This window comes from Xanthomonas theicola, from assembly GCF_014236795.1.
Taxonomy (GTDB): Bacteria; Pseudomonadota; Gammaproteobacteria; order Xanthomonadales; family Xanthomonadaceae; genus Xanthomonas_A; species Xanthomonas_A theicola.
In genome coordinates, this window is record NZ_CP049017.1 from 788,298 (window position 1) to 801,748 (window position 13,451).

Annotated in this window: 12 protein-coding genes and 1 pseudogene; 11 read left to right on the forward strand and 2 right to left on the reverse strand. The window is 67.2% G+C overall.

What is annotated here, in order from left to right; genetic code table 11:
- Window positions 1-27 precede the first annotated feature (27 nt).
- The 4 genes from gcvH to G4Q83_RS03445 all read left to right on the forward strand — a co-directional run bounded on the left by gcvH (window position 28) and on the right by G4Q83_RS03445 (window position 1,956).
- Window positions 28-423: a glycine cleavage system protein GcvH gene (gene gcvH / locus G4Q83_RS03430; RefSeq protein ID WP_128418755.1), complete on the forward strand. Its 396-nt coding sequence runs from the start codon at window positions 28-30 to the stop codon at window positions 421-423.
- A 210-nt stretch (window positions 424-633) separates the two neighbouring features.
- The gene (locus G4Q83_RS03435; protein WP_128418756.1) at window positions 634-825 is read left to right on the forward strand and encodes a hypothetical protein; all 192 of its coding nucleotides are present in this window, start codon (window positions 634-636) and stop codon (window positions 823-825) included.
- A 52-nt stretch (window positions 826-877) separates the two neighbouring features.
- A complete protein-coding gene (locus G4Q83_RS03440; protein ID WP_185817337.1) occupies window positions 878-1,240 on the forward strand; it encodes a hypothetical protein in 363 nt (120 codons plus the stop codon).
- Window positions 1,241-1,554: 314 nt separating this feature from the next.
- Window positions 1,555-1,956, forward strand: a complete 402-nt coding sequence (locus G4Q83_RS03445; RefSeq protein ID WP_128418758.1) for a histidine biosynthesis protein HisIE — start codon at window positions 1,555-1,557, stop codon at window positions 1,954-1,956.
- Between the two features lie 278 nt (window positions 1,957-2,234).
- Here G4Q83_RS03445 and G4Q83_RS03450 read toward each other — a convergent pair whose 3' ends face one another.
- Entirely contained in the window at window positions 2,235-3,623 is a 1,389-nt protein-coding gene (locus G4Q83_RS03450; protein WP_128418759.1) for a serine hydrolase domain-containing protein, read from the reverse strand.
- A 431-nt stretch (window positions 3,624-4,054) separates the two neighbouring features.
- A complete protein-coding gene (locus G4Q83_RS03455; protein ID WP_128418760.1) occupies window positions 4,055-5,650 on the reverse strand; it encodes a GMC family oxidoreductase in 1,596 nt (531 codons plus the stop codon).
- A gap of 195 nt (window positions 5,651-5,845) precedes the next feature.
- Here G4Q83_RS03455 and G4Q83_RS03460 point away from each other — a divergent pair, with 195 nt between their 5' ends.
- From G4Q83_RS03460 to G4Q83_RS03490, 7 genes and pseudogenes are all read left to right on the forward strand, one after another.
- Complete coding sequence (locus G4Q83_RS03460; RefSeq protein WP_128418761.1) at window positions 5,846-7,192, forward strand: NTP/NDP exchange transporter; 1,347 nt, start codon at window positions 5,846-5,848, stop codon at window positions 7,190-7,192.
- A gap of 85 nt (window positions 7,193-7,277) precedes the next feature.
- Window positions 7,278-7,632 (forward strand): annotated as a pseudogene (locus G4Q83_RS03465) (DUF1304 domain-containing protein).
- A gap of 881 nt (window positions 7,633-8,513) precedes the next feature.
- Complete coding sequence (locus G4Q83_RS03470; protein WP_246432362.1) at window positions 8,514-9,680, forward strand: cytochrome P450 family protein; 1,167 nt, start codon at window positions 8,514-8,516, stop codon at window positions 9,678-9,680.
- 14 nt (window positions 9,681-9,694) lie between these two features.
- Window positions 9,695-10,897, forward strand: coding sequence for a cytochrome P450 (locus G4Q83_RS03475; RefSeq protein ID WP_128418763.1), 1,203 nt, complete (start codon window positions 9,695-9,697; stop codon window positions 10,895-10,897).
- A gap of 95 nt (window positions 10,898-10,992) precedes the next feature.
- Complete coding sequence (locus G4Q83_RS03480) at window positions 10,993-12,282, forward strand: cytochrome P450 (RefSeq protein WP_128418815.1); 1,290 nt, start codon at window positions 10,993-10,995, stop codon at window positions 12,280-12,282.
- A 1-nt stretch (window position 12,283) separates the two neighbouring features.
- Complete coding sequence (locus tag G4Q83_RS03485) at window positions 12,284-12,589, forward strand: ferredoxin (RefSeq protein ID WP_128418764.1); 306 nt, start codon at window positions 12,284-12,286, stop codon at window positions 12,587-12,589.
- Window positions 12,576-13,406 carry an SDR family oxidoreductase gene (locus G4Q83_RS03490; RefSeq protein WP_128418765.1) on the forward strand — a complete coding sequence of 277 codons (831 nt, stop codon included), beginning with the start codon at window positions 12,576-12,578 and terminating at the stop codon, window positions 13,404-13,406. Before G4Q83_RS03485 ends, G4Q83_RS03490 begins: the two co-directional genes overlap by 14 nt.
- The last annotated feature ends 45 nt before the right edge of the window (window positions 13,407-13,451 follow it).

The following is a 13,451-nucleotide window of genomic DNA, read 5'->3' on the forward strand; positions in this document are numbered from 1 at the left end:
CGCCCCATCCCCGACATCGGCAGCCCTATGAGCGAGATCCCTGGCGACCTCAAATTCCTCAAGTCCCATGAATGGGCGCGCGTCGAAGGCAACGGACGCGTCACCGTCGGCATCTCCGATCACGCCCAGGGCCTGCTCGGGGATCTGGTCTATGTCGAGCTGCCCAACGTCGGCGACGACGTCGTCGCCGGCAACGGTGTGGCGGTGGTCGAGTCGGTCAAGGCCGCATCGGACGTGTACAGCCCGCTCTCCGGCAAGGTGGTCGAGGTCAATGTCGCGCTCAGCGACAAGCCGGAGACGATCAACGAGGACGCGTACGGGGAAGGTTGGATCTTCGTGCTGGAGATCGCCGAGCCGGAGCAGTTGAACGAACTGCTGACGCCCGACGACTACGCCGAGCTGCTCGAGGAAGACGGCCACTGAGCCGGGCCGCCCCGTCGCGATAGCCGAACCGGCCGCCTTGTGCGGCCGGTTTTCGTTTGCGCCGGCGGCCGCGGTCCGGTGCCGCATCGGACAGGACGATGCGCCCCGCTGCCGGTCTTCGCCGCGCGTCGGCTCGGCATGCCGTCTCGCCCGCAGTCGACGGCATCGCTGCTGCACGGATGGGCACGCGCGTGGCGAACGCAGCGCCGGATGCTTGGCAGCGACAGTGATCGGCATCGCAAGCGGGCGGTGTGCGCACTGCGCAGTCCGGGCATCGTCGGCTGGCCCGGCATCGCGTCCGTCCGCCGGTTCGGATCACGTCCGCTGCGGCGGCGCTGCGAACGCGCGCTCACGATCGGCGGCGGCGCGACGCAGCGCGATGCATCCGTCGCGCATGCGTGACGTGCCGGTGAGGAAAGCCGCGAGGCGAACGGACGTTGCGTCGGCATCGTGCGTGGCCGCGACGCAGCGCGCGCCGGCGGCTGCCGAAGGATGCAAAAAAATTTTGCGCAGTTTTGCGCATTTGCTCTTGTGCGATGCCGGAACAGCGCATGCCGCGAAAAGTTTTTTTCAGCTTGCGGACAGGCTGGCGCGCCAGCGCCGTGCGGTCCTCACCACGCCTCGCGCCAGCGCGCGGCACGCGTTGCATCGCCAGCCTGTTGCAGAAAAGCGCGGGAATTCCCGCTGTTTTTCTCTGTGCGCGCGTTTCGCCGCGGGTCTCTCCGCTGCCGTTGCCGACCGCCGAGCGCGGCCGGACGCCGTGCTCGGCGCGCTCGGTACGCGCGATGTCGGAAAAAAAATTGCGCGGAAGTGTTGACAGTAAAAAAAAGCGTGATTAGGTTTCGCCCAGCAGACGTTGCTGCGAAAGCGAGTGAAACGGATCGACATCGAAACGCGAAGCACAACTTGGACATCCGCCAGGGACCTGATGATGGTGGAGCAGGTGTCGCTTCCCTCCGAGAAACGCAACGTCTCCCCTGGCACGGCACCCGTATCGAGCTTCGGTACGGGTGTTTCTGTATCCCATCCGGCCTGCAGCACGCGCCGGCGGATCCTGCAGGCGGACCATTGCCGCGGGTTTGCTTTAACTGGGCGTTTTCAATCCATAGTTCACTGACGAGGAGCCATCCCATGGCCACGAAAAAAGCTGCGAAAAAAAAGCCGGCCGCTAAGAAAGCGGTCAAGAAGACTGCCGCCAAGAAGCCGGCAGCGAAGAAAGTGTCGGTAAAGAAGGCGGTCAAGAAGGTCGCTAAGAAAGTCGCCAAGAAGGTCGCCAAGGTAAAGAAGGCGATCAAGAAGGCCGCCACCAAGAAGAGCGCTGCAAAGAAGGCGGTGAAGAAGACGGCGAAGAAGGCCGCCACCAAGAAGAGCGCTGCAAAGAAGGCGGTAAAGAAGACCGCGAAGAAGGCCGCGGTGAAGAAGTCGGCTGCCAAGAAGCCGGCCGCGAAGAAGGCCCTCGCCAAGAAGCCGGCCGCCCGCAAGAAGAAGACCGCTCCGGTCGCATTGCCGGCAACGCCCGCACCGCTGATCTGATCTGATCCATCCCGATAGCCGTCCCTAAGCTCTCTCCTCGGTGCCCAGCGGGGAGGGAGTTTTTTTATGGGCGGGTCCGGTCCGCCGTGCCGCGACGCGTCTTCGCCATGGCGCCAGAGCGTCGCCGGCGACCGCCGGCATCCGCGCCCGGTGGTGCTACCGTCATCCGATCCTGCGCCGCTCGCGGGATGCCCGGTCGCCGCTTGACGCCGCGTCGCCATGCACGCCTGCCGACGCCGGCGGCATCCGCGCCGCGGAACACCGCCGCGCCGCTGGCGTCAGTGCGGCGACGCCACCGACTTGGACGAGGAAGCGCCTTTCTTGTCGTTCGGATCCGGGCGCTCGGCCAGCAGGTTGTCGCTGCCGAAGTCGGTATCCACGTCCAGCCAGCGCTGCGCCGGCAGGCCGATCGCGCGGTCGAGGATGGTCGGCAGCAGGCCCGAGGGCAGGCCGCTCTCGCCGTTCCACAGGATCGCCACGCCCAGGTCGCGCTCCGGCACCAGCGCGACCAGGCCGCGATAGCCCTGCACGGCACCGGCATGGAACACCACCTGGTGGCCCGAGTAGTCGAAGATGCGCCAGCCCAGTGCATAGCTGGCCGAGTTGACGCGTTCGCGGCGCCAGCCCGAGCGCATCTCGCCGGGCGTGGTGATCAGGGGCGCATGCAGGGTCGCCAGCAGCGGCGCCGGCAGCACGTCCGGACGGTGCCCGGTCTGCGCGATCAGCCACTGCGCCATGTCGCTGATGCTGGCGTTGACGCCGGCGGCCGGTGCCAGCCGGTAATAGGTGGGCTTGGGCATCAGCGACACCCAGCCGTTGCGGCTGCGTGCGTGCGGGCGCGCCCAGCGCGGGCTGGCCTGGATCCCGGCCAGGCCCATGCTGGCGTCGTTCATGCCCAGCGGCTTGAAGATGCGGCGCTCCACCGACTGTTCGTAGAAGCTGCCGGAGGCGGCGAACACCACGTCGCCGATCAGGCTGAAGGCCACGTTCTGGTAGGCATAGCATTCACCCGGCGCGCACTTGAGCGGGGCGTAGGCGAGCTTGTGGCTGAGCGTGTAGTAGTCGGCGTTGGACTCGACGTCGCGGTCGTAGGCGTTGTAGGTGAGGCCGACGCGGTGGCTGAGCAGGTCGGCCACGTTCAACTGGCGCGTGGCGACCGGGTCGCTGAGCTGGAAGCCGGGCACGTAGTCGGTGACCTTGCTGTCCCAGCGCAGGGTGCCGTCGTTGACCAGCAGGCCGGCCATGGTGCCGGCGAAGGCCTTGGACAGCGAGGCCAGGCGGAACACGGTGTGCGCATCGACCGGCTCGGGCCGGTTGACGTCGGTGACGCCAAAGCCGCGCGCGCTGATCACCTGACCGTTGTGCACGATCGCCACCGCCAGGCCGGGCACGCGCTCGCCGTAGGTGAGTTGCTCGGCCATCGCTTCCAGGCTGGCGACATCGAAGTCCTTGGCCAGCGGCAGCACCCGGCTCTCGGGCAGCGCGGCGCGGTACGGCAGCGGCTGGGTCGGCGAGGTGTAGCGCCTCGCCTCGGTGTAGAGCGGCGGCGGCAGCGGCTGCGAGGGCGCCGGCGTTTGCGCGGTGGAGGACATCGCAAGGGGCAGCAATGCCCCGAGCAACCCGGTTGCCACCGCTCGAAAGAGCCGGTGCCTGCTGTTCTGTTTCATCGCGCGCGTGGCCTGTGAGGTGCTGCCGAGACCGATTCTAGCGCCGCTTTTCGTCATTGCACAAACCGGGAGAAGATGAATAGGCATCGTCTTGATCCTGCTGGTGATTTTGCCGGGCCGGCGACAGGGTGCCGCGGCGACTGCAGGGGGCAGCGATGGCGCGGTGTCGTGCAAGCGCATGCAACCGGTGTGCCGAACCGCGCCGGCCCGGCCCGGGCCGCTTGTGGCGCGGCGACGGCGCCGCGCCGCGGGATCATGCCGCATGCCCGATCCCGACCCGTCCGGCGGACGGCCCGCTTCCAGGCTAGTGGCGGCTGCTTGGTCGCGGCGACGGCACGGCTGGCACTGGTCGATCCGGTCGGCGGCTTCGTGTTGGCGGCGCCGGGCGTGTGGCCGGCCGGTCGCGCGCAGTCCTGCGCCGGCGCTGCCGGTCAGTCGCGCAGCACGCGGTGGCCGCGGATCAGGTCCGCGGCGCGTTCGGCGATCATCATCGTCGCGGCGTTGGTATTGCCGCTGACCAGGCGTGGCATCACCGACGCATCGACCACGCGCAGTCCTTGCAAGCCGTGTAGGCGCAGTTGCGGATCGATCACCGCCTTTGCATCGCTGCCCATCCGGCAGGTGCCGATCGGGTGGTAGATGGTCTCGGCCTTGGCGCGGATGAAGGCGACCAGACCGGCCTCGTCCAGGTCCTCGCGCGCGGGCAGCAGCGGCGCGGCGCGCCAGGGGGCGAATGCCGGCTGCTGCAGGATGCGCCGTGCCAGGCGCGCGCATTCCACCAGCATGCGCAGATCGAAGCCGCCGGGGTCGCTGAGATAGTTCGCCTGGATCCGCGCGGGCGTGCGCGGGTCGGCGTCGTTGAGCGCCAGGCGGCCGCGGCTGCGCGGCTGCAGGTGGCAGGCATGCAGGGTGAAACCGTCGCCGGGCAGCCGGTTGCGGCCGTGGTCGTCGAGCATCGCCGGCACGAAATGCAGCTGGATGTCGGCGCGCGCGTCCTGCGCCAGCGGCGAGCGGATGAAGCCGCCGGCCTCGGCGATGTTGCTGTTGCCGGGGCCACGGTGGCCACGCAGGAAATAGTCGAAGGCGATCTTCAGCTGGTTGCGGCGGTCGTAGCTGATGCCGGGGCGGGTGCGGTACAGGGTGCACACGTCCAGGTGGTCCTGCAGGTTGGCGCCGATCTGCGGCTGGTCCAGGCGCACCGTGATGCCATGGCGCTGCAGCTCGTCGGCCGGGCCGATACCCGAAAGCATCAGCAACTGCGGCGAGTTCACCGCGCCGGCGCTGAGCAGCACCTCGCGCCCGGCCCGCGCCTGCACTTCGGCGCCGCGCTGCGCGTAGGCCACGCCGACCACGCGCTCGCCTTCGATCAGCAGGCGCAGCACCAGCGCGTCGGTGACCACCTGCAGGTTGGCGCGCGCCAGCGCCGGCGCCAGGTAGGCGACCGCCGCCGAGCAGCGCGCGCCGCCCTTCTGGGTGACCTGGTACAGGCCCACGCCCTGCTGCTGCGGGCCGTTGAAATCGCGGTTGTGGGCGAAGCCGGCCTGCTGCCCCGCGGCGATGAACACGTCCGACAGGGGGTTGTGGTAGCGCAGATCCGATACGTGCAGCGGCCCGTCGCCGCCGTGCAGCGCATCGCCGCCGCGGCTGTTGCATTCGCTGCGCCGGAAGTAGGGCAGCACGCCGCGCCAGTCCCAGCCGTCGGCGCCATCGGTCGCCCAATCGTCGTAGTCGGCAGGCACGCCGCGCACGTAGCACATCGCGTTGATCGAACTGGAGCCGCCCAGCACCTTGCCGCGTGGCCACCACAGGCGGCGGCCGTCCAGGTTCGGCTCGGCCTCGGTGAGGTAGTTCCAGTTGATGCGGCGGTTGGTGGCCAGGCGCGCCAGCCCGGCCGGCATGTGGATGAACGGATTGCGGTCGCGCGGTCCGGCTTCGATCAACAGCACCTTGCAGTCGCGGTCTTCGCTGAGCCGATTGGCCAGGACGCAGCCGGCCGAGCCTGCGCCGATGATGATGTAGTCGTACACCCGCGGTGTCCCCCGTTTTGTGCAGCGACGCTAGTCGTCGCCGATAGAGCATATGCTCGGCGCGGGCCTGCGCCCCGGCGCAGCGCACCTGCACGGCGCGCGCATGCTGGCGATGCTGCGGTGCATCGGCTACCGTGCGCGTTTTGCGCCTCTGGAATCGCCGATGTCCCGCTGCCCTTCGCAGGTTCGCCGCCGATGAACCCATCTGCGCAGCCTCAGGGCGCGATGGCGCGGTTGCGCGCCAGCTTGCGCACGTCGCCGCCGCTGGCCTGGGCGTTCCTGTACTTCTTCTCGCTGCTCAGCGGTTACTACGTGCTGCGCCCGGTGCGCGAGGCGATGGGCGCTTCCGCCGACGTGGCCGCGGTATTCCCGCCTGCGATGATCGCGTTCTTCGCCGCACGCGGAATGCCGTTGCAGGCGTTCGCGCTGCAGGCGCTGTTCACCTGCACGTTCCTGGTCATGCTGCTGCTGCAGCCCGTTTATGGCGCGCTGGTCAGCCGCTATCCGCGGCGCGTGTTCCTGCCGGTGGTGTACGGCTTCTTCATCGCCACGCTGCTGCTGTTCTACGTGTTGTTCGATAGCGGGGTGCCCGGGCGCGGCATGGCCTTCTTCCTTTGGATCTCCGTCTTCAACCTGTTCGCGGTGGCGGTGTTCTGGAGTTTCATGGCCGATATCTTCAGCAACGCCGAAGCGCGCGCCTGCTATGGCTATATCGGTGCCGCCGGCACCGTCGGCGCGTTCCTGGGACCGGTGATCGCTCGCAGCCTGGTCGAACGCATCGGCATCGCCAACCTGATGTTGATATCGGCCGGATTCCTGTGCGTATGCGTGGTCTGCCTGCTGCGCCTGCGGCTGTGGGCAGTGGTGCGCGAACGCGAGCGCGGCGTGGTCGGCGGCGAGCTGCCGATGGGCGGCGATGTGCTGGCCGGGCTGAAGCTGATCGTGCGCGAACCGCTGCTGCGCCGGCTGGCGGTGATGGTGGTGTTCGGGGTCGGCGTGGGAACCCTGCTGTACAACGAGCAGGCCGCGATCGTGCGCCGCCTGTACACCGATGCTGCCTCCAGTACCGCCTATTACGCCGGCATCGACCTGGCGGTGAACGCGCTGACCCTGTTTTTGCAGTTGCTGGTCACCCGCGCGCTGCTGTCGCGCTTCGGCATCGCGCCGGCGCTGCTCGTTCCCGGCTGCGCCATCATCCTCGGTTACTGTGCATTGGCGGTGTCGCCCTTACCGATGATGGTCGCGATCGTGCAGGTGGTGACCCGCGCCAGCGAGTTCTCTCTGGCCAAGCCGGCGCGCGAGACGCTGTACACCCGGGTGGGGCGCGAATGGCGCTACAAGGCCGGTGCGGCCATCGATACGGTGATCTACCGCGGCAGCGACCTCAGCTTCGTGTGGCTGCACAAGCTGCTGTCGGCGTTCGGCTCGCAGGCGGTGTTCGGCGCGGGCCTGCTGGTCGCCTCGGGCATGACCTTGGGCGCGTGGCGGCTGTTGCGCGAGGCGGCGAAGCTGCCGCCCGAGCGCACGCCACCTGCGCGCTGAGCCGCTGCACGGCCCGGTCGGGTGCTGGCCGTCCGCCCGGACGGATCGTTATGCTGGCGTCCCTCCTCTTGTGTCGGATAGCGCAATGATCCTGTTGGCTTCGATCCTGGTGGGCGCGGTCGCGTTGCTGCACGTCTCACCCTAGTGCTGCAGATGTTCCTGTGGACGTGCCCGCTCGGGCTGAAGACCTTCCGCAATACCCCGGACAAAGCCGCCGTCACCCGCGTGCTCGCAGCCAATCAGGGTCCGTACAACGGCTTCCTGGCCGCAGGACTGTTCTGGGGGCTGCTGGAACAGCGCCGCGACGTGGCGACCTTCTTCCTGGTGTGCGTGGTGGTGGCCGGGATCTACGGCGCGATCAGCGTCAACCGGCGCATCTTTGATTTGTGCAAAGCCTGCCGGCGTCGCTGGCACTGGCGCTGGTGTGGTCCGGCGGCTGACACGAAAGTAGCGCCGCTGCGTGCCGCACGTGCGCCACGGGCGCGTGTGGGATGCAGCGGCTTGCGGACCATCTCCAGCAAGCCGGGGTCGGGCGGCATCGCGCTGCTGCCGGGCGCGTGCGGCAAGCGGATCGGCGGATCGCGGCGGCTGGCGAGAGCGGCCGGCAGGAAGGCGCCTGCACGTCCACCCGTATGCTCGAGCCGAGGCCTGCGCAGTGCATGTACGAGGATCGTGCGGGACACAAGCAGCCGCGAACTGCTCCGCGGCCGCGGCACCGTCGCGCGACCGCCGTCCGGCAATATCCGCCGTCACGAGGCGGCTCCGTAGGTAGGCGTTGGCAAAACCGGTTCTTTGCTCAATGGTGGAGAAGCGCCATGGCGCTCGCGGCAGCGGCTGGCGGAGAGATGCTGGTAATAATATTTCATCATTTAAAATTTTATTTTTGCATAAGCTGATCGATGCGGCGCGTACTGCGCGATCCGAGAGGCGGCGCGTGCGCTGCCGAAATGTGGGGCAGGGGGAATCTGTCGCGCGATTTGCGACTTGTATGCAGCGGAATTTGGTTGTGCGCTTGCCATTTGCTGCAAAACGCGAGGAGCACTGTTTCGGCAGGGCGTCCTTGTTTCCGCGCATGTTTGATTTTGTCTGCAATGCATATTCATAATATAGAACTTGATCACAGAATGATGCGTGCGCTGGCGTGTATTTTGATGATCGAATTATGGGTGTAAATAAAAAGCTACGTGATGTTTTTGCACGTAACTGCAGATTATTCTGTCGCAATTTCGCAATAATTCGATGGTGATTTTTTGACATGCGATCAAAAAGCAATCATTGCGATGCGATAAGTGTTCCGTTCGCTTCTGCGACATTGGATGATGTGTCTTCTGCGATTCTGCAGCGCGATCGGATCGCGCGGGTGACGCTGCCCGGCGAAGTGGTGACCTGGGCGGCAGGCCATCACCAGACGCTCAGGGAGATTCTTACCGACCAGCGTTTCAACCGGGACTGGCGGCATTGGCGGGCGCTGCAGGACGGCGAGATTCCCGAGGATCATCCACTGGTCGGAATGTGCAAGCGGGATAACATGGTCACTGCACATGGCGCCGATCACCAGCGCTTGCGCGGCCTGCTGTCCAGGAGCTTCGCGCCCAGCCGCATCGCCTTGCTGGCGCCACGGATCGAGCAATGCGTGGATCAACTCATCGCCGACATGGCGCAGCGCGGCGGCAGCGCCGAGCTGATGCGCGAATTCGCCATTCCGCTGCCCATCAACGTGATTGCCGAATTGTTCGGGCTGCCGTACGAACAGCGCGAGGAGATCATCGCGCTCACCAACAGCCTGGCCAACACCTCCGCGCCGGCTGCCGAGGTACGGCAGACGCGGCAACGCATTCCGGAGTTCTTCCGCCGCCTGATCGCGCTCAAGCGGCGCCAGCTCGGCGACGATCTGGCTTCGGCCTTGATCGTCGCGCGCGACAACGGCGAACTCGCCTCCGACACCGAGCTCATCGACATGCTGCTCATGGTGCTCTCGGCGGGCTTCGTGACCACCACCGGCGTCATCGGCAATGGCGTGCTGGCATTGCTGACGCATCCGCAGCAACTGGACCTGGTGCGCAGCGGTCGGGTCCCCTGGGCGCAGGCGATCGAGGAGATTCTGCGCTGGGGCAGCAGCGTGGCCAATCTGCCGTTCCGGTACGCAACGCAGGACGTGGAGGTTGGCGGCTGCACGATCCGGCGTGGCGACGCCGTCCTGATGGCGTTCCATGCGGCCAACCGGGACGAAAAGGTATTCGGCCCCGGTGCGGACAAGTTCGATATCACCCGGCGGCGCAATCCCCACCTCTCGTTCGGCCAGGGGCCGCATTTCTGCCTGGGGGCCGCGCTGGCGCGCCTGGAGCTGCTGTACGCATTCCCCGCGTTGTTCGCGCGGTTGGACGATCTGGCGTTGGCCATTGCCCCGGAAGACGTCGTCTACATGCCTTCCTACGTCATTCACTGTCCGCAGCGTTTGCCGGTCGCTTTCCGCCCTCCCATCGCTTAGAGAGCAGCGCCATCATGCCTGAAGAAACCCTGGCGAGGCTGCCGATGTGGCGCGTCGATCACATCGAGCCATCGCCCGAAATGCTGGCGCTGCAAGCCAGCGGTCCGATCCATCGCGTGCGCTTCCCGTCCGGGGACGAGGGCTGGTGGGTGACGGGCTACGACGAGGCGAAGGCGGTCCTGTCCGATGCGGCGTTCCGGCCGGCGGGAATGCCCCCGGCGGAATTCACGCCGGATTCGGTGATTCTCGGTTCGCCGGGATGGCTGGTCTCGCACGAGGGCGTCGAGCACGCCCGGTTGCGTACGATCGTGGCGCCGGCCTTCAGCAGCCGCAGGGTGAAGCTGCTCGCGCAACAGGTCGAGGCAATCACCTGGCAATTGTTCGAGACGCTGGCCGCCCAGCCCCAACCCGCCGACCTGCGGCATCACCTTTCCCTCCCACTGCCGGCCATGGTCATCAGCGCGCTGATGGGCGTGCCGTACGAGGATCATGCGTTCTTGGTCGGGCTGTCCGATGAGGTGATGACGCACCAGCACGAGAGCGGCCCGCGCAGCGCGTCGCGCCTGGCCTGGGAAGAACTGCGCGCCTACATCCGCAGCAGGATGCGGGACAAGCGCCAGGATCCGGGCGACAACCTGTTGACGGATCTGCTGACGGCGGTCGAGCAGGACAAAGCGACCGAGGAAGAGGCGATCGGGCTGGCGGCGGGCATGCTGGTGGCGGGTTACGAGAGCACGGTTGCGCAGATCGAATTCGGCCTGCTGGCCATGTTCCGCCACCGGCAACAACGCGAGCGCCTGGTCGGCGATCCGTCGCTGCTGGACAGAGCGGTGGAAGAGATCCTGCGCATGTACCCGCCGGGCGCGGGCTGGGACGGCATCATGCGCTATCCGAGGACCGACGTGACCATTGCGGGAATGCGTATTCCCGCGGAGAGCAAGGTGCTGGTCGGCCTGCCGGCGACGTCGTTCGATCCGCGCCATTTCAATGACCCGCACATCTTCGACATCGGGCGCGACGAAAAGCCGCATCTGGCGTTCTCGTACGGGCCGCACTACTGCATCGGCATGGCGCTGGCCAGGCTGGAACTCAAGGTGGTGTTCGGCTCGATCTTCCAGCGCTTTCCCGAACTGCGCCTGGCCGTGGCGTCGGAAGAACTCAGGTTGCGCAGAGAGATCATCACCGGTGGATTCGAGGAGTTTCCGGTGCGCTGGTGACGGGCGAACGCCGCCAGGAGTCGCGATCGTCTCCCCACGTTGCCGGTGCGTTTGCCGCGCGCCGGTCAGATCAGTCAGCCAAGCAGGTAACCAAGATGGACGTGCTAGAAACCACGGCAGCGTGCCGTGACGCATTCGCCGAACTTGCGTCGCCAACGTGCATCCGTGACCCATATCCGTTCATGCGCTGGCTGCGCGAGCACGATCCGGTGCATCGTGCGGCATCGGGTCTGTTCCTGTTGAGCCGCCATGCCGACATTTATTGGGTGCTCAAGGCCACGGGCGATGCATTTCGGGGGCCGGCGCCGGGTGAGCTCGCTCGGTACTTCCCACGTGCGGCGACCAGCCTCTCGCTCAATTTGCTGGGCTCCACGCTGGCGATGAAGGAGCCTCCCACGCATACGCGTCTGCGCCGGCTCATCTCGCGCGATTTCACCGTGCGCCAGATCGACAACCTGCGGCCGAGCATCGCGCGCATCGTCGCGGCGCGCCTGGACGGCATGGCGCCCGCGCTGGAGCGCGGGGAGAAGGTGGACCTGCATCGGGAGTTCGCGCTGGCCTTGCCCATGCTGGTCTTCGCCGAACTGTTCGGGATGCCGCAGGAAGAGATGTTCGGTCTCGCCGCCGGCATCGGCACCATTCTGGAAGGATTGAGTCCGCATGCCAGCGACGCCCAGCTCGCCGCGGCGGACGCGGCCAGCGCCAAGGTCCAGGCGTATTTTGGTGGCCTGATCGAGCGCAAGCGGGCCGATCCCCAGCACGACATCGTATCGATGCTGGTCGGCACGCACGACGACGATGCCGACATGCTGTCGGACGCGGAACTGATCAGCATGCTCTGGGGCATGCTGCTGGGCGGATTCGCGACCACCGCCGCGACCATCGACCATGCGGTCCTGGCGATGCTGGCGTATCCCGAACAGCTGCACTGGCTGCACGGCGATGCCATGGGGGTAAAGGCATTCGTCGAAGAAGTCCTGCGCTGCGACGCGCCTGCCATGTTCAGTTCCATTCCGCGCATCGCCCAGCGCGACATCGAACTGAACGGCGTGGTGATCCCGAAGAATGCGGACGTGCGCGTGCTGATCGCGGCCGGCAACCGCGACCCGGACGCCTTCGCCGATCCCGACCGTTTCGATCCCGCGCGGTTCCACGGCACCAGCGCGGGCATGTCCACGGACGGGAAAATCATGCTGAGCTTCGGCCACGGCATCCACTTCTGCCTTGGCGCGCAGCTGGCCAGGGTCCAGCTGGCCGAGAGTCTGCCGCGCATCCATGCGCGCTTCCCGACGCTGGTATTGGCCGAGGAGCCGACCCGGGAACCCTCCGCGTTCCTCAGGACGTTCCGCGCGCTGCCGGTGCGGCTGCATGCTTCGGGCGGCTGAGATGCGCGTCGTGGTCGACCAGCATCTGTGCGGAACCACCGGGCAGTGCGTGCTGACGCTGCCGGGCATCTTTCGCCAGCGCGAACCGGACGGGATCGCCGAAGCGTGCGTGGCGACGGTACCGGACGCGCTGCACGCCGCTGTGCGGCTCGCTGCCAGCCAGTGTCCGGTCGCCGCGATCCGGGTCATCGAAAGCGAAGATGGCGATGACGATCGCATCCTCGGCGACCCTGCGCCTTCGGTGGCGGTCGAGCGTCAGGCAGCGATAGACCAACGCAATCCTGGAGAACGCGATGGGACGGCTTGAAGGCAAAGTGGCGGTGGTGACCGGCGCCGGCGCCGGTATCGGCAAGGCATGCGCCATCGCCATCGGGCGCGAGGGCGCCAGGGTGGTGGTGGCCGATGTCGATGGCCCGGCGGCGACCGCATGCGCCGCGCAGATCGCGGCCGACGCCGGCCATGTGCTCGCCGTGGCCATGGACATCGCCGATGCGCAGGCGGTGGCGGCGCTGTTCGAGACGGCGCAGCGGCACTTCGGCGGGGTCGACCTGCTGGTGAACAACGCCAGCGCCATGCATCTGACGCCGCGCGATCGCGCGATCCTCGACCTGGAACTGGCGATCTGGGACCAGACCATGGCGACCAATCTGCGTGGCACGCTGCTGTGCTGCCGGCAGGCCATTCCGCGGACGATCGCCCGCGGCGGCGGGGCGATCGTCAACATGTCCGCGTGCCAGGGGCCGAGCGGAGACACCGCGCAGACGTCCTATGCCGCCGCGAAGGCGGCGATGAACATGCTGTCGGCCTCGCTCGCCACCCAGTACGGCCACGCGCAGATCCGCTGCAACGCGGTCGCGCCGGGCCTCATCATGACCGAACGTCTCGTCGCCAAGCTGGACGAGTCCATGCAACGGCATTTGCCCCGGCACCAACTCCTGCCGCGCGCCGGCCGCCCCGAGGACGTGGCCGCGCTGGTGGTCTTCCTGCTCTGCGATGATGCCGCGTTCATCACCGGCCAGGTCGTCTGCATCGATGGCGGCATGCTGGCGCATGTGCCCACTTACGCCGACGGCTGCAACAGCCGCGCCAACGCCGTCGAACCGCCCGCTGCACCACGCTGCTGATGGACATGCCGCTCAACCCGCTGGATCGTCGGCAGCGGTCGCGAC

What these genes read in the sequence shown, in the direction of transcription:
- G4Q83_RS03460 (WP_128418761.1), top strand. Translation starts at nt 5,846, where the DNA reads ATGAACCCATCTGCGCAGCCTCAGGGCGCGATGGCGCGGTTGCGCGCC.
- G4Q83_RS03490 (WP_128418765.1), top strand. Translation starts at nt 12,576, where the DNA reads ATGGGACGGCTTGAAGGCAAAGTGGCGGTGGTGACCGGCGCCGGCGCC.
- G4Q83_RS03485 (WP_128418764.1), top strand. Translation starts at nt 12,284, where the DNA reads ATGCGCGTCGTGGTCGACCAGCATCTGTGCGGAACCACCGGGCAGTGC.
- G4Q83_RS03475 (WP_128418763.1), top strand. Translation starts at nt 9,695, where the DNA reads ATGCCTGAAGAAACCCTGGCGAGGCTGCCGATGTGGCGCGTCGATCAC.
- G4Q83_RS03445 (WP_128418758.1), top strand. Translation starts at nt 1,555, where the DNA reads ATGGCCACGAAAAAAGCTGCGAAAAAAAAGCCGGCCGCTAAGAAAGCG.
- G4Q83_RS03435 (WP_128418756.1), top strand. Translation starts at nt 634, where the DNA reads ATGCTTGGCAGCGACAGTGATCGGCATCGCAAGCGGGCGGTGTGCGCA.
- G4Q83_RS03480 (WP_128418815.1), top strand. Translation starts at nt 10,993, where the DNA reads ATGGACGTGCTAGAAACCACGGCAGCGTGCCGTGACGCATTCGCCGAA.
- G4Q83_RS03450 (WP_128418759.1), bottom strand. Translation starts at nt 3,623, where the DNA reads ATGAAACAGAACAGCAGGCACCGGCTCTTTCGAGCGGTGGCAACCGGG.
- gcvH (WP_128418755.1), top strand. Translation starts at nt 28, where the DNA reads ATGAGCGAGATCCCTGGCGACCTCAAATTCCTCAAGTCCCATGAATGG.